Genomic DNA, 20,226 nt, shown 5'->3' with positions numbered 1-20,226 from the left:
AATTAACTATGGCAGTTCCTTTTAGAAGAACATCAAAAACAGCTAAAAGAAAAAGAAGAACTCACAAAAAACTATCTGCACCATCAATTACTATCGATGCAACAACTGGTAACTACGTAATGGGTCACCGTGTTGATAGAAAAACTGGTATGTACAAAGGTAGACAAGTTCTAGACGTTAAATAATTTAAATATTACCAAACCCTAAGGAGGTGTCCTTAGGGTTTTTTATGTTTAAAATTAAGGTAGAAAATGAATATATGAGATTTGCATCTGAAGATTTAAATTTATATTAAAAATGAACAAAAAATAAATCTTTACATTTGTATTAGTAAGTTGTAGAATAAATATAAGGATATATAATATTATTTCTTAATTGTTTAGGAATATGAAAAGAGGGTTTTGATATGATAAATTATGGAATTGTTGGAACAGGTTATTTTGGTGCAGACTTAGCGCGTTCATTAGGGAAAATAAAAGATGCGAAGGTAACTGCAGTTTTTGATCCAGAAAATGGAGAGAAAGTTGCTAAGGAACTAGAAGCAGAGAATTGTTCAACTTTAGAACAATTGGTAACAAGAGAAGATGTAGATTGTGTTATCGTCGCAACACCGAGTAATTTACATCGTGAGCCAGTATTATTAGCCGCTAAGAATGGTAAACATGTATTCTGTGAAAAACCAATCGCTTTATCTTATGAAGATTGTAAGGTTATGGTTGAAACTTGTCGAGAAAATAATGTGATTTTTATGGCAGGTCATATTATGAACTTTTTTAATGGAGTACGTCACGCAAAAGAATTGATTAAGCAAGGGAAAATAGGAGATGTAATATTTTGTCATGCAGCAAGAACAGGATGGGAAGAAAAACAAGAAACTGTTTCTTGGAAAAAAAATCGATCACAGTCTGGAGGACACTTATACCATCACATTCATGAACTTGATTGTATTCAATTTATTATGGATGGTCTACCCGAGCAAGCAACTATGATGGGTGGAAATGTATGTCATGTTGGCGAAAATTTTGGTGATGAAGATGATTTCTTAATAGTTAATCTGGAATTTTCTAATAAACGATACGCAGTACTTGAATATGGGAATGCTTTTAGATGGGGTGAACACTATGTCCTTATAGAAGGTACAAAAGGAGCTATAAAATTAGATTTATATAATACTAGAGGTACTTTAAGAGTAGTAGGAGAAGGAGAGAGTTATTTCTTAATCCATGAATCAAAAGAAGAAGATGATGACAGAATGGCTATTTATACAGGTAGAGGAATGGACGGAGCAATAGCTTATGGAAATCCTAATGTACGTTGCCCTCTTTGGTTACAAAGCTGTATTGATAAAGAAATGTTGTATTTGCATAATATTTTGAATGGAGAAAAAGTATCAAAAGAATATGAAAAACTATTAAATGGTGTCGCAGCTCTAGAGTCAATTGCGACTGCTGATGCATGCACATTGTCTTTAAAAGAAAATAGAAAAGTAAAGTTGAGAGAAATAGTAAAATAGAAACTAAGAGACTAATAATAACAAATACTCCAAGAGAAGTTCTCCTGGAGTATTGTTTTATAGTATTAATCTAAGTATCCTAATTTTTTGATTAGTTCTGCAGTTAGTACAGCTCCACCAGCTGCTCCACGTAATGTGTTGTGAGAAAGTCCTACGAATTTGTAGGCGAATAGGTTATCTTTACGTAAGCGACCTACAGTAATTTGCATACCTTTTTCGTTGTCACGATCAAGTACTGGTTGTGGACGATCGTTTTCTTCATAGTATTTAATGAATGGTGTTGGTGCTAATGGTAAGTCGTATTTAGCAATTTCAGGAACATGGTTTTTAATTTTTTCAACTAAAGTTTCTAGTCCTGGGTCATTTTCTAAATTAAATGATACACAAGCAAGGTGCCCGTCAAGAACTGGAACACGAATACATTGAGCTGATAGTTTCATAGAGTTATCTGGAACGATTTTTCCATCAACTACTTTACCGAAGATTTTAAGTGGTTCTTTTTCACTTTTCTCTTCTTCTCCTCCGATGTACGGAATGATGTTTTCGATCATTTCAGGCCATTCGTTGAAAGTTTTACCACTTCCTGAGATAGCTTGATATGTGCAGATAGATGCTTCTTTAACACCGTATTCTTTAATTGCTTCAAAGATAGGTACATAACTTTGAATTGAACAGTTAGGTTTTGTAACGATGAATCCTTTTTTAGTTCCAAGACGTTCTCTTTGCGCAGGAAGAACATCAAGGTGAGCTGAGTTAATCTCTGGAATAATCATTGGTACATCATCTTTATTTCTGTTTGCAGAGTTGTTAGAAACAACAACTACTTCGCGTTTAGCGTAGTCTTCTTCAAGTTTGATTAAAGATTCTTTATCAAGGTTAATTGCACAGAATACCATATCAATTCCTTCAGAAACTTCGTCAATTTTGTATAAATCTTCAACAACTAATTCTTTAGTGTATTCAGGTACAGCGTGGTCTAATTTCCAACGACTTTCCATAAGTTCTCCATATTTTTTACCAGCAGAACGAGGTGACGCTGCTAATTTAACTACGTCAAAGTATGGGTGGTTTTCTAATAATACTAATAAACGTTGTCCTACCATTCCTGTTGCCCCTAATACGGCTACTCTTGATTTTTGCATAATAAATCTCTCCTTTATTTGTATAAAATTATTTCAAAATGAACTTCCTCTCTGCAATAAAAGAAGAAGTTCAAAAATTATTAACATATTAATTTAGAACTACTGTTCCTTCTTTATCAACTTTTAGTAAAATTGCTTGCCAGTTGTATTTTAATTTAGCAAGTTCAGTTTTTATTTTTTCAATATTGTTAGTATCGTTAACTATATTCATAAGTGTAGAACCACTTCCAGAAATGAAAAATGCTGAACTATCGATTTTTTCACAAATTTCTCTAACTTCGTGATATTCATGTATTATTTCTTTTCTGTAAGGTTCGTGGATTTTATCCCCCATAACCTTTTTAAGAAGTTCTAAGTTATAAGTTTCAAATGCTTTAATAACTGATCCGATACGTGATAATGAGTAGATTGCATCTTGGAGTTTAATTTCTTTTGGCATTACTTTTCTAGCTTCTTCAGTAGAAGTTTCGAAGTTTGGAATTAACGCCAGGAAATTAAATCTTTCATCGACCTCGTATCTAACAGTTACCGCTTCTTTACTATCGGTAGTACAAGACGAACTTAGACTTCCGAAAATGGCTGGAGAAACATTATCGGGATGCCCTTCGATTTCGTTAGCTATTGTAAAGATTTCTTGTTTATCAATAGGTGTATCAGTTAGTAAGTACGCACCGTATATTCCAGCAACAACACAAGTAGAGCTACTACCTAAACCACGGCTAATCGGTACATCATTATTAATCGATATTCTAACACCTGAAATTTCTTTGTTTAATTTTTTTAGTGTAGTTAGTAATGTTTGATAAACTAGGTTGTTTTCATTTGAAAAACGTTCTTCAAATCCGACGAATTCAAGACCACTGTCTAATTTTTCGAATTTAAAAGTAGTGTAAAGTGTTAAAGCAACACCAAGGCTATCAAATCCACATCCAACATTCGCAGAAGTGGCAGGTACACGAACACTTACCATTATAAATCACCTAGTTTCTCTAAGATGTATTTCTTCATATCTTCCTTATTAATTACATCTTTGTGTCTAATTTCTTTTTTGTCAAGATCTCTTAAGTTCTCAGGGATAACAACTTTTGTTTTTTCATGAAGTTTATTCATAAGAGTAAACTCATCTTCACCTTGAGTTTCGAATAGAGAAGAGTAGACACTTTCTGTAAATTTATATGGAGATGCTGTTGATAATACAATACTAGCATGCTCATTATCTAAATTATCAAGAAGAACTTTGTAAGCTACTGCAGTATGAGTATCTAATAGGTAGTTATCTTTTTCATAGATAGCTTTAATAGTTTCTTTAGTTTGTTCATCATCAGCAAATCCAGCTTGGAATTTGTCTTTTATCTTAGCTAGCACATCACCAGTAACTTCAAAACGACCAGTTTCTTTTAGGTCTTTCATAAGTTTAGAAATATATGAGTTATCGCAACCACTAATGTAGTAAAGTAGACGTTCTAAGTTACTAGAAATTAAGATGTCCATACTTGGTGATACTGTTTTTAAGAAGTCTCTGTTCTTATCATAAACACCAGTTGTTAAGAAATCATAAAGTACGTTATTGTTGTTACTTGCACAGATTAGTTTATTTATAGGTAAACCAATTTGTTCAGCGTAGTAACCAGCTAGAATATTACCGAAGTTTCCAGTAGGTACAACAAAATTTACTTTATCATTTAATTTAATTTTGTTTGTATTTACTAAGTCTAAGTAAGAAACAACATAGTAAACTACTTGAGGGATAAGACGCCCTATATTTATTGAGTTTGCACTTGATAACTTAATGTTTTTAGAAAGTAATTCTTTTTTGAATTCTTCATCAACGAATAGTTCTTTAATACCACTTTGAGCATCGTCAAAGTTTCCATGAATCGCACAAACTTTTGTATTTTTACCTTCTTGAGTTTGCATTTGTGTTTTTTGTACTGTACTTACACCATCGTTAGGATAGAAGACCATGATTTTTGTTCTATCTACATCTTTAAAACCTTCTAGTGCGGCTTTACCTGTATCTCCACTAGTCGCAGTCAGGATAAGAATATCATTTTTGTCTTCTACTTTTGTAAGTGCCGTTTTTGTAAGTTGTGGAAGAAGTGAAAGACCTACGTCTTTAAATGCACTAGTAGGTCCATTGAATAATTCAAGAACGTAGCTATCTTTTAATCCTACTAGAGGAGTAATGTTTTCATGAGAGAATTTACCTCTATATGCTTCTTCTACACATTTTTTAATTTCTTCATCGCTAAAGTCTACGAAAAGACGTAGCACGGCTTCAGCTACTTCATAGTAGCTTTTTCCGATTAATTTCTCTAAATCTAATTTATTTTTTCCTAAATTTCTTAAAACGAAAAGTCCACCTTCTTCACTTAAACCTTGAAGAATAGCTTCACTCGGATTTAATTTTCTATTAATATCTCTTGTACTTTCGTAAATCATTTAAAATCTCCTTGCTTTATCGTTGTATATATGATACAATGTTCTCTATAAAAATACAAGTGTTTTTTACAAAAAGAACTTAATTAATTTTTATAATTATAATTTTACACCAAAATAAGTTATAAAAACAGTCAAAATAATCAAAAAATTGAAATTTTTTGATTATTTTCAAATTGATTTATTTGACATAAATAAAATACTTGATAAACTTTAACTATATAATTGAAAATAAATAATGAACTTAGGAGAAAATAATTATGAAGATTGCGATTTTAGGATATGGAACTGTTGGTAGTGGGGTATATGATATTATTACTAACGGTAAAACAGAAGAATTAAATAAAATTGAAGTAAAAAGTGTTTTCGCAAGAAGTCGTGATAAAATGCACCTTGCTACAGACGATATTAATGAAATTTTAAATGATGAAGAAATTTCGGTTGTAGTTGAGTGCTTAGGAGGATTAAATCCTGCGTATGATTTCATTAAGAGATCTTTAGAAAATGGAAAACACGTTGTTACTGCAAATAAAGCTGTTGCAGCAAAGTATTTAGCGGAGTTCGTTGAATTAGCTGAGAAGAATAATGTTAAGTTTATTTTTGAGGCTAGTGTTGGTGGAGGAATTCCATGGCTTGTAAACTTAGAAAGAACTAGACGTGTTGATGAAGTAAAACGAGTATATGGTATTTTTAATGGAACAAGTAACTACATCTTAGATAATATGTACAGAAATGATCAAGAATTTGATTCTACACTAAAAACTGCTCAGAATTTAGGATATGCTGAAGCTGATCCAAGTGCTGATGTGGATGGTGGGGATGTTGTGAACAAAATAATCTTAAGTAATGCACTTGCTTTTGATATTCACGTTAAACCTGATTTTCCTACATACTCTATGAGAAATATTACAAAAAATGATATAGACTATTTAAAACAGTATGACCTAGCTGTTAAATATATTGGAGAAACAAATGTAGAAAATGGGAAGTATGAAACATCTGTAATGCTTTCTATATTCGGAAAAGAATCTCAAGAAGCGGCTGTTCCTCTGAATAATAATATTATTACTTTAGATGGTTCTTTCATCGGAGAACTTAAGTTTTATGGACAAGGAGCAGGAAAACTTCCAACAGGAAATGCTATCGTTCAAGATATAGTTGATATTAATGAAAGTTCAACTCGTGTTGATGTAGTAATTAAGAATGACTTATCTTATTCAGAAGAATTAACTAGAAGAAACTATTTAGTTCGTTCAGCGGTAGAATTATCTGGTGAATTAGTAGAGAGTGTTGAGCAATATAGAGATAATTTTTATGTAAAAACAAAAGAAATTTCATTAAAACAATTAAGTTCTTTAGTTGATGAAGTAAAAGAGAAAGATAGCAAATTTGTAGTTGCTAAGTTTCATAAATAATTAAAAATAAGGAATAAAGTGATTATTAAAAATAAATGTTAGATTTTTCAGAAAATTTATTGATTTTTCTACAGATAGTTATATAATATATAGTAGTAACAAAAATACAAATAACATGAATTAGAAAAAGGAGTTAAGATGGTTAGAGTATCAAAATTTGGAGGAAGCTCGGTAGCGAGTGCTGAGCAATTTAAAAAAGTTAAAAATATTGTAGAATTAGACGATGCACGTCGTTTTGTTGTAGTGAGTGCTGTTGGTAAGGCGAATAAAGAAGATAATAAGGTTACAGATTTGCTATATTTATGCTATGCACACACTAAATACAATATAAATTTTGATAATATCTTTAAAATGATTGAAGATAAATTTATTGCTATTAAAAATGAATTAAACTTAAAATTTGATATTGAAGGTGAACTTGCTAAATTAAAATCTGAAATTAGTAAAGGTATTGATGAAGAGTATTTAGTAAGCCGTGGTGAATATTTAACAGCTTTATTAATGGCAGAGTATTTAGGATATCACTTTGTAGATGCTAAAGACTTAATCTTCTACAACTACCAAGGTGAGATTGATTTTGAAAAAACTCAAGCAGCTTTTGATGCTATTGTAAAAGAGTATGATCGTCTTCTTATTCCAGGGTTCTATGGAAGTAGACCAAATGGGGAAATTAAAATTATGACTCGTGGTGGAGGAGATGTTAGTGGAGCGATTGTTGCTAATATCGCAAATGCGAGTGTTTATGAAAACTGGACTGACGTATCTGGAATCTTAATGGCAGATCCTCGTATTATTGATAATCCACATGAGATTAAAGTAATTAGTTATACAGAACTTCGTGAACTTTCATATATGGGTGCAAGTGTTCTTCATGAAGAAGCAATCTTCCCAGTTCGCGATAAAGACATTCCAATCCAAATTCGTAACACAAATGATCCAACAGCAGAAGGAACTATTATCTCAGATAATAAACATCTAGATGCGAAACAAATAGTTACAGGTATTGCAGGGAAAAAAGATTTCTCTATTATTACTATTAAAAAACGTCACATGGCAAATGAAGTTGGATTAATTGGTAAAGCTCTGAAAATTTTTGAAGACTTTAATGTTAGTATCGAGCACATTCCAAGTGGAATTGACTCATTCTCTGTGGTTGTTGAAACAGGTAATGTTAGACCATTTATTCATGAGTTAGTAGCTAAAATTAAAGCTGTTTTAGATGCGGATGAGGTAAATGTAACACATGAGATTTCTTTAATTGCTACAGTTGGGGAAAAAATGAAAAATACAAAAGGATTATCTGGCAGATTATTCAAAGCTCTAGGGGAAGCTGGAGTAAATATTGCACTAATTTCACAAACAAATGATGAGATTAACATTATCGTTGGTGTTCATAACGATGATTATGAAAAAACTATAAACACTATTTATTCAGAATTTAAATAATATAAATGGCTTCTTATCTTATGTTAGATAAGAGCCATTTTTTATAATATTTTATTTTATGAGGTGAAATGATGAAAATTTTACAGATTATGTGTCATCCAGATTTTGATGGAAAGCATAGAATTTCTAATATTTTAGCAAAAATTGGTGAAGAAAAATTAATAGAAGAAGGATTTAACAATATCGAAAAGATAAATTTATATGATCCGAGTACTCACATTCCCGTGATGGATAAATTTATGTTTAATTATGAGGGAGAGCAATTAACAGATAGAGAACAGCAAGATAAAATTAGACAAAAAGAGTTGTTAACACAGTGGAAGAGTGCTGAAGCAGTGTTTATTTACATGCCGCTTCACAATTTTAATGTAGTATCAAAATTCAAAGATTATGTTGATAATATAATGATAGTAAATGAAACTTTTAAATGTGAGGTAGAGTCTCTAATAGGATTAGATGATTCTAATAAACAAATAACCTTCATCATAACTAGTGGAGGAGAATTTGATAAACATATTCAATATACTAATCTAGACTTTGCAGTTCAATATGTGAGAGGAATATTCAGTATCTTAGGAATAGATAAAGTTAAAGTCATAAGAGTAGAGGGCTTGGATTTAGCATTCAATAATAAAGAAAAGATAGTAGAGAAGGATATCTCTGTTTTAAAAGAGTGGATAGAAGAATTTTCGAGAAAGAATAAAAAATAAGCTAAGAAGGAATAAGAGACTGTTTAATATGGTTTCTGATTCCTTCTTAGCTTTATTTAATATCGAATTCTAGTTGTTTTTCTTTTGAAGATAGAATTTTGAATTGACCGTTAGTTAGATTAGCAATCCAATTTTCAAAGTTATCGTAGTCTTCTTGCATTACATAAATTGTATAAACGATTTTGTCAGTGTATTCTAAGTTGTTCACGATGAAATTAGTTTTTCCAATTTCATATTCTATTTTTCCGTTTAGACTATAATCTAATTCTAATCTAACTTCAAAAGCATCTTTTCTTTCTACTAATGTTGCATTTTTTAGAGCGTTAATTACTCCACCACCGTATGCACGAACTAAACCACCAGTTCCTAGCTTAGTTCCCCCGTAGTATCTGATAACAGTGGCACAAACATTTTTTATTTCGTTTTTTACTAGTACGTCTAGCATTGGAGCGCCAGCAGTTCCACTAGGTTCTCCGTCATCATTAGCACGAGTTATTTCGTTATTATCACCAACTACATAACATGAACAAACATGTGTAGCATCATAATGTTTTTTCTTCATTTTTTGAATAAACTCTCGGGCTTCTTCTTCGTTACTAATTCTTATAAGATGAGTAATGAATGTAGATTTTTTTTCAACGAATTCATCGTATGAATCTTCTTTGATTGTAATAAATTTTTTCGCCATAGTACCTCCTTTGTAATTTATAATTTGCTAAATTTACTACATTAATTATGATGTATTATATATAAAATGTCAATAATTAGAATGTATTTCTCATTATACTACTTGACAAACTATACTATGCAATGTATAGTATTATTTGAAAGGAGATATTCGTATGGAAGCTCAATTAAAAAGAGGGTTATTGGAAATATGTGTTCTTGCTACTTTACGTAATTCTGAATCATATGGGTATAAAATTATAAAAGATGTTTCAAATGTAATTCCTATATCGGAATCAACGTTATATCCAATCTTAAAACGCTTGGAAGCAAACAATTGTGTTACCTCATATTCGGTAGAACATAATAGTAGACTAAGAAAATATTATAAAATTACAGATGTTGGTCTTAATAAAATTCAGGAATTTCTTATCGACTGGAAAGTAATAAGTAATGCACATAAATATATATTAGGAGATGAAAAACATGAATAAGACACAGTTTTGCGCTCTTTTGGGAAATAAATTAAAACCATATTTATCGCCAAAAGAGATGTATAAAACACTCAATTTTTTCGAAGAAATGATTGATGATCGTATTGATGAGGGCTTAAGTGAAGAAGAAGCTGTATCACAATTAGGGGATATTAATATCATCGTTGATCAAATTTTAGATGAACATAATATTGGGAAAAAACAAACAAAACTAGTATGGAGGTTTATACCACGAAAAATCCCTACAGAGCTCGGCTTTATTATTACCGTATTATTATTTCCTGCTTGGATAACTATATTTGCTCTAGGTGCTAGTCTTTTTATAGTTATTCTGTCTATAATATTCAGTACTGTACTTACTATTATAGCTATTTTCATTGGTGGAATCTTATTAATATTAAAATCCCCATTTTATCTTATTTACGAAAGAAATATTTCGTACTTCTTAGATACTTTAGGATTTGGATTTGTTATTTCAGGAGCTGGTTTAATTGGTATTTACTGGTTGATAAAAATATATAAAAAATCACGTCAAAATGGTATAAACATCAGAACAATTTTTGTGAAGTTTTTCAAAAAAGAGGTGTATATAAATGAATAAATTTATAAAAATTTCTATTAGTTTTATAATTTTTGGACTAGTATTGATAGGATTAGCAACTTACTTAAATAATGGTCATATACCTAGATTCTCTTCTAATTTCGAGAAAAAGAATTATACTGTCTCAATTAATGATGTTAAAAATTTAGATTTAGATATTATTGATTCTGATGTAACCATAGAAGAGAATACGGCTTCTAAAAATATGGAAATAGAATACTATACTGCTCTAGAACGTAAAGTTAATATAGAGCACACAGGAAATAAGTTATCTATAAAAGAAAATAAAAATATTGTGGGTATTAATTTTAATTTCTTTAATGAAAAAAGAAAACTTATTATAAAAATACCTAAGTCTTCTAATATCGATATCAATTCAGTTAATAAAATAGGAGATTATTTTATCAAGAATCTAGATATTAAATCTCTTATAATTAATAGTAAACTAGGTGATGTATATCTAACTAATATTTCAGCTTCAGATGCTGATATTAAATTGGCAACTGGAAATTTAAATATAGATAACTTAAATAGTAAAAATAATTCTCTAAAAATTAATGTTGCTACAGGAAATGTTAAATTAAATAATATTAATGATTTAAAAAATATTAGTGTTGATAATAAAACAGGAGATACAGATTTGTCAGCATCGACAATAAAAGATATTAATATAACTAATAAACTAGGAAATATTAGGGTAAGTAATCTTCCTAGTGAAAGTTCAGATAATATTAATTTAAAAACAACTACTGGTAATATTACTTTAAGTAATCTTACTGCAAATAATTCTATTACTCTTAAATCAACAGAAGGTGATATTATAGCTGAATTAAGTGATGAAGAATCAAATTTTACAAATAACTCAAATAAAAAGAAACAATTATTCACATCTTCAAATACTGGAACTGTAAATGTGAAATTTTCAAATAAATAAATAATATCCCATCAAAATTAGTTTTGATGGGATATTATTTATTCTTGATTATTATTTACATTGGTATTTTGATGAGTATTTGTTGTACTGACACCAGTTGTAGTATTTTGCTGTTCATTGCTATTGTTAGCATTGTTTTCAGTATTGCCATTTTCATCAGGTCTATTTTCGTTACTTACTGTAATATCTTTTTTCAGATCTTCTTTAGAAAGTTGTTCTGGAAGATTGATTAGTAAATCTCCATGTGACATTATTGTAAGTCCAACTTGAGGATATATAGTTTTTGGTAATAAATTATTTATTCTATATTCTTTTAATCCTATACTTATATGACCTTGATAGTAAATGTTTAGTAAGTCTGTCGCTTTTGGTAATGGTAAATCTAAATTATCTCTTAATGCTGATGATGCGTATAATAAAGATAATGGGCGCGGATAGTAGTAATATACACCGTTGTACATCACATCATATCCATCGATTCTGTGTGAAACGATTTGAATATCATCATTAAAGAACATTTTTATCGCTGAAGAGATTTCTGTCGTTGATAGGTTATGTTCTACATTATCACCTGCGATATTAATTACATCATTGATTTTAGTTAAAGCATTTAAGCTTTTTGCTTTATCGATAAGAGCGTGAATAGCTTGAAGTTGACGTTGACCACGTTCTATATCACTATCGTAATATCTACTACGAGCAAAGGCAAGAGCTTGTTCACCGTTTAAAGTATGCCATCCTTTTTTCAATTTAACAGTGTTTTCTTCACCATTAGCATTTTGTTCATCCATATCGAATGGTACGTATAAATCAATTCCACCAAAGGCATCGACTGTCTGTTCAAACGCTTTGAAGTTTATTAATACGTAGAAGTTGATAGGTGTATTTAATAAGTTTTCTACTGCGTTTGTTGTTCCTTTTACATCATTGTATGCATGAGCATGTGTGATTTTATCATAGAAGTATGCACTATCATTATTCTCGTCATTTTTTTCACGCATTAAAGCAAGTGAGTCACGAGGAATACTAACCATGTCCATACGTTTTTTATCTTTGTTAACAGTTGCTAAAATCATAGAGTCTGTTCGACTGTCTGCTCGTGTTTGACCTTGAGCCTTACGATCATCATTCATATCTATTCCTAAAATTAGTACTGAAAATTTCTTAAAGTTAGGATCAACTTCTTTTAAGTAATCAACTTTTTTGTATCCTTTGTGAGTTGAATTATAGAAGTTGAAGAACGTGTATGCTGCAAAAGCTCCTGTTCCTATGAACAGTAATGCTAGAACTGTAAATATTATTTTTTTAAAGCTTCTTTTTTTAGGAGAGTGTTTATCATTTCTTGACCCAGAACTGATTCTATCTCTTCTAGATATTCTTTCTTTCATTTAATATAATCCCTTCTATACATTATAACTTTTTTATTATACTACAAATTTCAATTTGTTGCCATAATAAAGGTGAAAATTTGAGATGAATATTGAAAATAAGAGAAATAAAAGTGGGAAATTTTTGATATTTTCATATATTTATATTAAAATAAAAAGGTAAGTATAAAAATAGGAGTATATTATGCCAGAATTACCTGAGGTTGAAAATATAAAATTTGGACTTGAAGAAGTAGTAATAAATAAGCAAATTCTAGATGTGAAATATTCAAATGTTGTAACAGAAAGTCATAAATTGAATAAAATGGCTATAGTGAAGCAGGATATAAATTATTTTTCAGAAAATGTAAAAGGTAAAACTATAGAAAAATTATCTAGAAGAGGGAAATATTTATATTTTACATTAAATGAAGGATATATTATCACACATTTTGGAATGACGGGAGCATTTTTTTTAGTAAAAGATATAGCAGAAATTACTAATAAAAACTACTTCAAACATCAACATGTGATTTTCGAATTATCGACTGGTGAAAAATTAGTCTACAGTGATATTAGAAGATTTGGCGAACTTAGATACATAGAAGATGTAACGAAATTTAAACCTTTTGTTAATCTCGCTCCAGAACCGTTTGATAAAAAAGCTAAAAAGTATTTTCTAGATAAATTAGATGAAAATAAATATAAAGATCAATCTATTAAAGCATTGCTATTAGAAGGGAATGTATTTTGCGGATGTGGGAATATTTATGATTGTGAAGTATTGTATCGTCAGAAAATACATCCTTTAACTAAAGCTAGTGAACTTTCTAAAAAGAAAAAAGAAAGTCTCTTTAAAGAGTTAGTTGATATTTTAGAATTAGCGATAAAAGAAGGTGGTTCTACAATTTCAGACTATGTACATACAGATGGTGGAGAAGGAAATATGCAGAATTTCCACCAAATTTATGGTAAAAAGGTTTGCCCATTAGGTCATGATGTTGAAAATGTTACAATAAAAGGTCGTTCGAGTCATTTTTGTCCTATTTGTCAAAAAAATAAAATAAAAAGGAGATTCAATGGATAGTAGATTAGAATTTTTAAAGAAATATATTAGTATAGTTATAGGATCGTTAATCTTTGCAGCAGGATTAGAATTTTTCTTAATTCCTAATAATATCCTAGATGGAGGAGTGATTGGGGTATCTATTATTGCCCGCCATTATTTAGGATTACCACTTGGATTATTTATCTTTCTGTTAAATATTCCATTCTTATATTTAGGATATAAACAGATAGGTAAAGGATTTTCGATAGCATCTATTTTTGGTATTGTTATTCTTTCTGTAGCTACATCATACTTCCATAGCATTCCACCACTAGTTACGGATCCATTTTTAGCTTGTATATTCGGAGGGATTATACTTGGAATTGGAGTAGGGCTAGTTATTAGAAATGGTGGTACATTAGATGGTAGTGAGATGTTCTCAATCTATGCTACTAAAAAATTACCGATTTCTGTAGGTGAGATGGTCCTAGGAATAAATGTTGTTATCTTTATCGCATCTGGATTTGTTTTCACATGGGAAGCGGCATTATATTCTATGATAAGTTATTTCATCGCATCTAAAGTTATGGATATTGTTATTGAGGGGCTTAACGATTCTAAATCCGTTATGGTTATTACAAGTAATTACCAAGTAATAAGTCAAGAAATTCAAGATAGACTTGGTCGTGGAGTGACTTTATTACACGGGGAAGGTGGTTATTCAGGTCAAGAAACAAAAATTATCTTTTGTGTAATAACTCGTATTGAAGAATCAAAACTAAAAAAAATAGTTTTTAAGAACGATAAAAATGCCTTTCTATCGATTGGAACAGTTAGTGAAGTAAGTGGAGCTAACTTTAAGAAAAAAGATATTCACTAATATACTTTCCTTTGCAGAATTTTCTGCAAAGGATTTTTTGTGTTATAATGACTATAAAGAGGTGGGAGTTATGGAAGAATTATATAATTATCTTATTAAGAGTGAGAAAGTTTATTTGTTAGAAAGAAGAAAAACAGTAAAATGGTGGCATATACTATTTGAACTTGTTGGATTCCTATATTTTTGGGGAGAATATGGAAAAGATACGATCTACGATTGCTACTTAGTTAAGTTTGAAAAACATTGGGAAATACTAGTGTGTAAAAAAGGAAAAGCACGAGAAAAAATTAAGCTTAAAGAGAAATTTGAATTAAAAAAGAATTTCCTTTGCGGAGGTTATAAGTACACAGTTCACCATGAAATTACGCATGAACTATACAACTATTTGAAATATTCATGCTAGCATGAGCAAAATTTGTCTAAATATGTTATAATAGACTGATGAATTTTTTAAAGGATAATAAAATGAAAATCAAAGAAATAATAGTAGTAGAAGGAAGAGATGATACCAATAGGGTTAAAGAAGCAATAGATTGCGATACATTTGAAACTAATGGCTCTGCCCTTACTAAGAAAAAAATAGAACGATTAATCTTTTTAGAAAAAACAAGAGGATTAATAGTTCTAACTGATCCTGATTATGCGGGAAAAAGAATTAGAAGTATAATAGAAAAAAATATCCCTACTGCAAAACATGCATATATATCAAATAAAAAGGCCGTTGATAGTAAAGGGAAAATTGGAATAGAAGCTGCGAGCAAAGAAGATATTATAGCAGCTATTAAAAATCATTATACACCGATGGATGAGGTGAAAAATGATATAAGTAATGAAATATTGATAGAGTTAGGTTTAGTAGGAGGAACCACATCAAAAGTTCTAAGAGAAGAACTTTGTGAAAGATTAAATATAGGTTACACTAATGCAAAACAACTACTAAATAAACTTAATATGTATAATATTTCTAAAGAACGTTTATTAGATGAGATGGAAAAAATAAGTAAAGGATTGAAATAATGATAGGAACACCTAAGAAAACTTTTGAAATACTAAAAAAACACGGATTTACATTTAAGAAGAGTTTAGGACAAAACTTCTTGATAGATGCGAATATTTTAAATAGAATCGTTGATGGAGCAGGAGTAAATGAAAATGTAGGAGTAATAGAAATAGGGCCTGGGATAGGTTCTCTTACAGAAGCATTGGCTAAAAAAGCTAAAAAAGTAATTTCGTTTGAAATTGATGGTAGACTTTTACCGATTTTATCTGAGACGCTTGCAGATTATCCGAATGTTGAGATTATTAATAACGATATCTTAAAAGTTGATGTTGATAAAATAATCGCTGAGAAGATGTCAGATTGTGAAAAAATAATGGTAGTAGCTAACTTACCTTACTACATTACTACACCAATTTTAACTCATTTAATTGAGAACACTGAAAAAATTGATGGTTATGTAGTTATGATGCAAAAAGAAGTTGCGAATAGATTAAATGCTAAGGTAGGAACAAAAGATTATAACTCATTAACAATTTTATTAAATTACTATACAGATGTTGAGTATTTATTTACTGTACCGAAAAAAGTATTCGTACCTGCACCGAATGTTGAGAGTGCTGTTGTAAAAATTATGACAAAAGAAACTCGCGAATTTGAAACTGATGCCAAATTCTTTAAATTCGTGCGCTCATGTTTTGTACAACGTAGAAAAACTTTGCTTAATAATTTAATTTCAAGTTATGGTAAAGATAAAAAGCAAGACTTACAAAACGCTTGTCTTGACAGTGATATTGAACCTGGAAGACGAAGCGAAACTCTAAGTTTAACGGAATTTTACAATTTATATAATAATTTAACAAATAACAGTTTAATATAGGGATAAAAAGATGGAAGAGTTAAAAACAATAATAACTGAGTTTCGAGAGAAAAGAGGTTGGGGAGAGTATGATACTTTAGAAAGATTTTCTAAAAGTATCTCTATTGAAGCGGCAGAACTATTAGAGCATTTTCAATGGAGTGAAGAGGGAGATAATATACAAGAGATAAAAGATGAGCTAGCAGATGTGTTAATCTATGCTCTGGCAATGTGTTATCATCTTAATGAAGATCCTAAAAAGATTATAAAAGATAAGTTAGTTGATGTCGCAAGACGTTATCCAGAAAAATAAAAGAGGGAGTGACTCAAAAATAGTGATTTCGTAGAAATCGATTTTGTCGAGTCAGCCCTCTTTTGTTATTAATAATAAATATCTATAAAAAAAGTAGCCCTTAATTTAGGACTACTTTTTAAAGTTTTTAATATTACTATCGACTAGTTTTAGTTTTTAACACTGGTACTTCTTTACCTTTGTAGAACATAGCGTAAAGAACAGTTACTCCAATTGTTACTATTGCACAAAGGATGTAAATTCCTCTGTATGATAAGATTCCTTGAACAGTACCTAGTGCATATGGTCCAAATCCAAGACCAAGGTCTAATCCGATGAAGTATGTAGATAATGCAATACCTACTTTAGTAGAATCAACAAGTTTTAAACAAACAGCTTGTCCGTTTGACATGAATGTTCCATATCCTAAACCGATTAAAGCACCAGAGAATAATAACATGAAGCTACCGTTTGTGAAACTTAACATTAATAATCCTAATGTTAAGAATACAAAACTTGGATACATAACTGCATTCTCACCACGTGCATCGAATACGCGTCCTGCGAATGGACGAGTAACTGTAACGATAAGAGCATATACTACAAAGAAGAATGCCCCAGCAGTAGATAAGTTTAAGCTATCAGCGTAGATAGATAAGAATCCTAATACACTAGAGTAAGCTAAACCAACTAGGAATGCTACAGTAGAGATGAATAATACTTTGTATTCAATAAATGTATTTAAAGCCCAGCTGTTTAATAATTTTTTTTGTTTTTCGTCTAATTCGATATTTTGAACTGGGAATAAGAAACAAGCAATTGTAACTGCTACAGATAATACGATTGCTAAAATAATAACTGCATTAAATCCTGTAATAGGAAGTAATAACATACCGATAAATGGTCCAATTGCAGCTGCTAAACTTGTACTTAATCCGTAGTAGTTAATACCTTCACCGTTACGAGATTTAGGAATGTAAGTTGTAACTATTGCATTAGCTGCAGTTGAGATAGTCCCATAAGCAAATCCATTTAAGAAACGAACAGTATCTAAAATAACAATATTAGATGAAATTAGGTAAGCTGCTGTTGTGATTAAATAGATTAACGCTCCAAAACGTAAAATTTGTTTACGACCAACAATTTCTAATTTTTTCCCAATATAAAGTCTAGCAACAAGTGTACCGATAATATAAATACCTGCGGCGAATCCTGCTTGAGCAGCAGTTGCTCCTAATTGAGAAGTTGCATATTTAGCTGTAATAACTACGAAACAGTAATAAATTAAAAATACGATAAAATTAATTGTAGTTATTGTAATAAATCCTTTATTAAATAATTTGTCTTTTTCTTCTATAGCTATCTGGCTATCCATAAAAATTCTCCTAACTTATTTTTTAATAACATATATCTATCATACTCCTCTGAAAATGTATTTTCAAGTGTAAATTTTCATAAAAATGATATATTTTCAATTTTATTTTCATGGAAAATACTATTTATTATAATAAATAATAAATGACGGTATAACAGTAGTCTGAAACTTTCTATGTGTGTATTAATAATTAAATATCAATAATTTAACTATGAAAACGAATTATTTTCATAAGTTTCAAAAAATATTGAGAAAATACCTTAGTTTTTATAGTACAGCAAATATACATAAAACACCGTTAATATCTTTTTAATATTTTTTTGAAAATATCCGTATTTACTTTTTTCTTTACATGCTGAAAATTCAAAGGTATGAATAATTTTAGATAAATTGTCAGAATCTTTTAATTTTTTTAGAAAAATATCTTGACAATAAAAAAAACTGTTGCTATAATGTAAACAAGAATTAAACGTAAAGGAGAAAAAAGATTTATGAAACTGTATCAAGTTGACACGCTACAATTAAATATTCGTTGGCAAAGCCACTAGATACTGAGTCGATCTTGTTTCTTTTTAACATAGATACGACTCTCAGGTGAGAAGTAAGTATCTATGTGGATTATTTGTGATGAAAAAATGAGACCACATAGAAATATCTAGGTGGTTTTTTATATATGAAAAAACATATTGTGAGGACCACTGCATATTACGCTAGTGGTCTTTTTATATAGATACGCTTCTAAAATTTTGATTACAAAAAATATTATTAAAGTAAAAGGAGATTATTAAAATGAAAGTAAATAAAATTTTTGTAGCATTTGCGGTATTATTAGTTTGTGTATTAGGTTATGGGTTTTTCTCAGGTAAAAAAGGTGAAGATACTAAAAAAGTTGATAATAAAGAAGTGAAAGTAGGAGTTCTACAATTGCTTAGTCACCCAGCTCTTGATCAAATTTATAAAGGTTTAGAAGATGGACTAAAAAAAGAAGGATATGAAGTTGGTAAGAATTTAAAAATTGATCTTCAAAATGCCCAAGGTGATCAAAGTAACTTAGCAAGTATGGGTCAAAAATTAGTTACAGATAACAATGATATCTTAGTAGGTATTACAACACCAGCTACTTTATCTTTATCAAATGCAACTAAAGATAAACCAATTATCATGGGTGGTATTACTTATCCAGTTGAAGCAGGATTAATTAAAGCTGAAGATAAACCAGGAAACAACATTACTGGTGTTAGTGATAGAACGCCAATTAAACAACAACTTGAAATCATGAAAAAAGTATTACCTAACATGAAAAAAGTTGGAATTCTTTACACAGCAAGTGAAGATAACTCTGTAAAACAAGCTCAAGAAGCTGAAAAATTAGCTAAAGAATTAGGATTAGAAGTTAAGGTATCAACAGTAGCAAACACAAATGATATTCAACAAGTAACAGAAAGTCTTGCTTCACAAACTGATGCAATTTTTGTACCAATCGATAACACAATCGCTAGTGCAATGGCAACAGTAGTAAAAGTAACAGACGCTAAGAAAATTCCAGTATTCCCATCTGCAGATACAATGGTAGCTGACGGAGGACTTTTAGGATTAGGTGTTGATCAATATCAAATCGGTGTTGAAACAGCCAAAGTTGTCGCTAAAGTACTAAAAGGTGCTGATACAAAAGATATGCCAATCGTACTTGCTAATGAGGGTGTAATTTACCTAAATGAAGCAAAAGCAAAACAATTAGGAATCGAAATTCCAAAAGAAATTAAAGATAAAGCAAAAGTAGTAGATAAAAAATAATGGGAGTGACTCAAAAATTGTGATTTCGGAGAAATCGATTTTGTCGAGTCATCCCCGCACAGTTTATTGATATCTAAAAAGCTTTTTTAAAGCGAATTTAGATATCAATAAACCACTGCGTCTATGAATTATCATATACATTTTGTTAAAATTTAGAACTTTTGGGTCAGTCCCATTATAGATAGTAAATATATTAAAGGAGCGACTCATTAAATCGATAAAAATATTTGTTTATGAATCGCTCTAAATTACAT

General features: G+C 30.1%; 21 protein-coding genes. 15 read left to right on the top strand and 6 right to left on the bottom strand.

The genetic code is table 11. The annotated features are described in order from the left end of the window. Window positions 1–8 precede the first annotated feature (8 nt). Together rpmF and RYK99_RS02280 are read left to right on the top strand one after the other, a co-directional pair. The gene (gene rpmF / locus RYK99_RS02285; RefSeq protein WP_003147267.1) at window positions 9–185 is read left to right on the top strand and encodes a 50S ribosomal protein L32; all 177 of its coding nucleotides are present in this window, start codon (window positions 9–11) and stop codon (window positions 183–185) included. A 221-nt stretch (window positions 186–406) separates the two neighbouring features. Beyond that, a complete protein-coding gene (locus RYK99_RS02280) occupies window positions 407–1,513 on the top strand; it encodes a Gfo/Idh/MocA family oxidoreductase (protein WP_314989770.1) in 1,107 nt (368 codons plus the stop codon). A gap of 65 nt (window positions 1,514–1,578) precedes the next feature. On the opposite strand, the gene asd is transcribed toward RYK99_RS02280, so the two are convergent. From asd to thrC, 3 genes are all read right to left on the bottom strand, one after another. Continuing rightward, a complete protein-coding gene (gene asd, locus RYK99_RS02275; protein WP_314989768.1) occupies window positions 1,579–2,655 on the bottom strand; it encodes an aspartate-semialdehyde dehydrogenase in 1,077 nt (358 codons plus the stop codon). An 88-nt stretch (window positions 2,656–2,743) separates the two neighbouring features. Beyond that, entirely contained in the window at window positions 2,744–3,625 is an 882-nt protein-coding gene (gene thrB, locus RYK99_RS02270; RefSeq protein ID WP_314989766.1) for a homoserine kinase, read from the bottom strand. Beyond that, the gene (thrC, locus tag RYK99_RS02265; protein WP_314989764.1) at window positions 3,625–5,097 is read right to left on the bottom strand and encodes a threonine synthase; all 1,473 of its coding nucleotides are present in this window, start codon (window positions 5,095–5,097) and stop codon (window positions 3,625–3,627) included. The genes thrB and thrC overlap by 1 nt, the downstream gene beginning before the upstream one ends. 257 nt (window positions 5,098–5,354) lie before the next feature. Here thrC and RYK99_RS02260 point away from each other — a divergent pair, with 257 nt between their 5' ends. The 3 genes from RYK99_RS02260 (at window position 5,355) to RYK99_RS02250 (ending at window position 8,665) form a co-directional block, all read left to right on the top strand. Beyond that, a complete protein-coding gene (locus RYK99_RS02260; protein ID WP_314989763.1) occupies window positions 5,355–6,509 on the top strand; it encodes a homoserine dehydrogenase in 1,155 nt (384 codons plus the stop codon). Window positions 6,510–6,647: 138 nt separating this feature from the next. After that, on the top strand, window positions 6,648–7,955 hold the full coding sequence (locus RYK99_RS02255; RefSeq protein ID WP_314989761.1) for an aspartate kinase: 1,308 nt from the start codon (window positions 6,648–6,650) through the stop codon (window positions 7,953–7,955). Window positions 7,956–8,023: 68 nt separating this feature from the next. Beyond that, window positions 8,024–8,665: an NAD(P)H-dependent oxidoreductase gene (locus RYK99_RS02250; RefSeq protein ID WP_314989759.1), complete on the top strand. Its 642-nt coding sequence runs from the start codon at window positions 8,024–8,026 to the stop codon at window positions 8,663–8,665. Between the two features lie 52 nt (window positions 8,666–8,717). On the opposite strand, the gene RYK99_RS02245 is transcribed toward RYK99_RS02250, so the two are convergent. Next, the gene (locus RYK99_RS02245; RefSeq protein ID WP_314989757.1) at window positions 8,718–9,353 is read right to left on the bottom strand and encodes a YigZ family protein; all 636 of its coding nucleotides are present in this window, start codon (window positions 9,351–9,353) and stop codon (window positions 8,718–8,720) included. 154 nt (window positions 9,354–9,507) lie between these two features. On the opposite strand from RYK99_RS02245, the gene RYK99_RS02240 reads away from it, so the two are divergent. Genes RYK99_RS02240 through RYK99_RS02230 form a run of 3 tightly spaced genes read left to right on the top strand, consistent with a single transcriptional unit; the run spans window position 9,508 to window position 11,360 of the window. After that, window positions 9,508–9,825 (top strand): PadR family transcriptional regulator, encoded by a 318-nt coding sequence (locus tag RYK99_RS02240; protein ID WP_314989755.1) that lies wholly within the window; start codon window positions 9,508–9,510, stop codon window positions 9,823–9,825. Continuing rightward, window positions 9,818–10,426 (top strand): HAAS signaling domain-containing protein, encoded by a 609-nt coding sequence (locus tag RYK99_RS02235; protein ID WP_314989753.1) that lies wholly within the window; start codon window positions 9,818–9,820, stop codon window positions 10,424–10,426. The genes RYK99_RS02240 and RYK99_RS02235 overlap by 8 nt, the downstream gene beginning before the upstream one ends. Then, window positions 10,419–11,360, top strand: coding sequence for a DUF4097 family beta strand repeat-containing protein (locus tag RYK99_RS02230; protein WP_314989751.1), 942 nt, complete (start codon window positions 10,419–10,421; stop codon window positions 11,358–11,360). Before RYK99_RS02235 ends, RYK99_RS02230 begins: the two co-directional genes overlap by 8 nt. Window positions 11,361–11,398: 38 nt before the next feature. On the opposite strand, the gene RYK99_RS02225 is transcribed toward RYK99_RS02230, so the two are convergent. After that, a complete protein-coding gene (locus tag RYK99_RS02225) occupies window positions 11,399–12,748 on the bottom strand; it encodes an LCP family protein (protein ID WP_314989749.1) in 1,350 nt (449 codons plus the stop codon). A 184-nt stretch (window positions 12,749–12,932) separates the two neighbouring features. Here RYK99_RS02225 and mutM point away from each other — a divergent pair, with 184 nt between their 5' ends. From mutM to RYK99_RS02195, 6 genes are all read left to right on the top strand, one after another. Next, window positions 12,933–13,814, top strand: a complete 882-nt coding sequence (mutM, locus tag RYK99_RS02220; RefSeq protein ID WP_314989747.1) for a bifunctional DNA-formamidopyrimidine glycosylase/DNA-(apurinic or apyrimidinic site) lyase — start codon at window positions 12,933–12,935, stop codon at window positions 13,812–13,814. Further along, window positions 13,807–14,655 (top strand): YitT family protein, encoded by an 849-nt coding sequence (locus RYK99_RS02215; protein WP_314989745.1) that lies wholly within the window; start codon window positions 13,807–13,809, stop codon window positions 14,653–14,655. Before mutM ends, RYK99_RS02215 begins: the two co-directional genes overlap by 8 nt. A gap of 70 nt (window positions 14,656–14,725) precedes the next feature. Further along, window positions 14,726–15,058 (top strand): hypothetical protein, encoded by a 333-nt coding sequence (locus RYK99_RS02210; protein ID WP_314989743.1) that lies wholly within the window; start codon window positions 14,726–14,728, stop codon window positions 15,056–15,058. Window positions 15,059–15,120: 62 nt separating this feature from the next. Continuing rightward, on the top strand, window positions 15,121–15,672 hold the full coding sequence (gene rnmV, locus RYK99_RS02205; RefSeq protein ID WP_271965970.1) for a ribonuclease M5: 552 nt from the start codon (window positions 15,121–15,123) through the stop codon (window positions 15,670–15,672). After that, window positions 15,672–16,532, top strand: coding sequence for a 16S rRNA (adenine(1518)-N(6)/adenine(1519)-N(6))-dimethyltransferase RsmA (rsmA, locus tag RYK99_RS02200; protein ID WP_314989738.1), 861 nt, complete (start codon window positions 15,672–15,674; stop codon window positions 16,530–16,532). Before rnmV ends, rsmA begins: the two co-directional genes overlap by 1 nt. Before the next feature lie 10 nt (window positions 16,533–16,542). Further along, window positions 16,543–16,824, top strand: a complete 282-nt coding sequence (locus RYK99_RS02195; RefSeq protein ID WP_314989737.1) for a nucleotide pyrophosphohydrolase — start codon at window positions 16,543–16,545, stop codon at window positions 16,822–16,824. Window positions 16,825–16,960: 136 nt separating this feature from the next. Here the strand turns inward: RYK99_RS02195 and RYK99_RS02190 are convergent, their stop codons facing one another. Continuing rightward, window positions 16,961–18,178, bottom strand: a complete 1,218-nt coding sequence (locus tag RYK99_RS02190; protein WP_314989735.1) for an MFS transporter — start codon at window positions 18,176–18,178, stop codon at window positions 16,961–16,963. A 789-nt stretch (window positions 18,179–18,967) separates the two neighbouring features. Here RYK99_RS02190 and trpX point away from each other — a divergent pair. Further along, the gene (trpX, locus tag RYK99_RS02185; protein ID WP_314989733.1) at window positions 18,968–19,972 is read left to right on the top strand and encodes a tryptophan ABC transporter substrate-binding protein; all 1,005 of its coding nucleotides are present in this window, start codon (window positions 18,968–18,970) and stop codon (window positions 19,970–19,972) included. The last annotated feature ends 254 nt before the right edge of the window (window positions 19,973–20,226 follow it).

Source organism: uncultured Gemella sp. (assembly GCF_963537375.1).
GTDB lineage: Bacteria > Bacillota > Bacilli > Staphylococcales > Gemellaceae > Gemella.
This window is presented reverse-complemented; position numbering and strand designations above follow the sequence as displayed.

Bases quoted from the DNA above. Each gene is read 5' to 3' on its own strand.
- mutM (WP_314989747.1), top strand. From the start codon at position 12,933: ATGCCAGAATTACCTGAGGTTGAAAATATAAAATTTGGACTTGAAGAA.
- RYK99_RS02280 (WP_314989770.1), top strand. From the start codon at position 407: ATGATAAATTATGGAATTGTTGGAACAGGTTATTTTGGTGCAGACTTA.
- thrC (WP_314989764.1), bottom strand. From the start codon at position 5,097: ATGATTTACGAAAGTACAAGAGATATTAATAGAAAATTAAATCCGAGT.
- RYK99_RS02210 (WP_314989743.1), top strand. From the start codon at position 14,726: ATGGAAGAATTATATAATTATCTTATTAAGAGTGAGAAAGTTTATTTG.
- RYK99_RS02230 (WP_314989751.1), top strand. From the start codon at position 10,419: ATGAATAAATTTATAAAAATTTCTATTAGTTTTATAATTTTTGGACTA.
- RYK99_RS02255 (WP_314989761.1), top strand. From the start codon at position 6,648: ATGGTTAGAGTATCAAAATTTGGAGGAAGCTCGGTAGCGAGTGCTGAG.
- RYK99_RS02245 (WP_314989757.1), bottom strand. From the start codon at position 9,353: ATGGCGAAAAAATTTATTACAATCAAAGAAGATTCATACGATGAATTC.
- RYK99_RS02215 (WP_314989745.1), top strand. From the start codon at position 13,807: ATGGATAGTAGATTAGAATTTTTAAAGAAATATATTAGTATAGTTATA.
- RYK99_RS02240 (WP_314989755.1), top strand. From the start codon at position 9,508: ATGGAAGCTCAATTAAAAAGAGGGTTATTGGAAATATGTGTTCTTGCT.
- thrB (WP_314989766.1), bottom strand. From the start codon at position 3,625: ATGGTAAGTGTTCGTGTACCTGCCACTTCTGCGAATGTTGGATGTGGA.
- rsmA (WP_314989738.1), top strand. From the start codon at position 15,672: ATGATAGGAACACCTAAGAAAACTTTTGAAATACTAAAAAAACACGGA.
- asd (WP_314989768.1), bottom strand. From the start codon at position 2,655: ATGCAAAAATCAAGAGTAGCCGTATTAGGGGCAACAGGAATGGTAGGA.
- RYK99_RS02195 (WP_314989737.1), top strand. From the start codon at position 16,543: ATGGAAGAGTTAAAAACAATAATAACTGAGTTTCGAGAGAAAAGAGGT.
- RYK99_RS02235 (WP_314989753.1), top strand. From the start codon at position 9,818: ATGAATAAGACACAGTTTTGCGCTCTTTTGGGAAATAAATTAAAACCA.
- RYK99_RS02190 (WP_314989735.1), bottom strand. From the start codon at position 18,178: ATGGATAGCCAGATAGCTATAGAAGAAAAAGACAAATTATTTAATAAA.
- rnmV (WP_271965970.1), top strand. From the start codon at position 15,121: ATGAAAATCAAAGAAATAATAGTAGTAGAAGGAAGAGATGATACCAAT.
- RYK99_RS02260 (WP_314989763.1), top strand. From the start codon at position 5,355: ATGAAGATTGCGATTTTAGGATATGGAACTGTTGGTAGTGGGGTATAT.
- RYK99_RS02250 (WP_314989759.1), top strand. From the start codon at position 8,024: ATGATGAAAATTTTACAGATTATGTGTCATCCAGATTTTGATGGAAAG.
- trpX (WP_314989733.1), top strand. From the start codon at position 18,968: ATGAAAGTAAATAAAATTTTTGTAGCATTTGCGGTATTATTAGTTTGT.
- rpmF (WP_003147267.1), top strand. From the start codon at position 9: ATGGCAGTTCCTTTTAGAAGAACATCAAAAACAGCTAAAAGAAAAAGA.
- RYK99_RS02225 (WP_314989749.1), bottom strand. From the start codon at position 12,748: ATGAAAGAAAGAATATCTAGAAGAGATAGAATCAGTTCTGGGTCAAGA.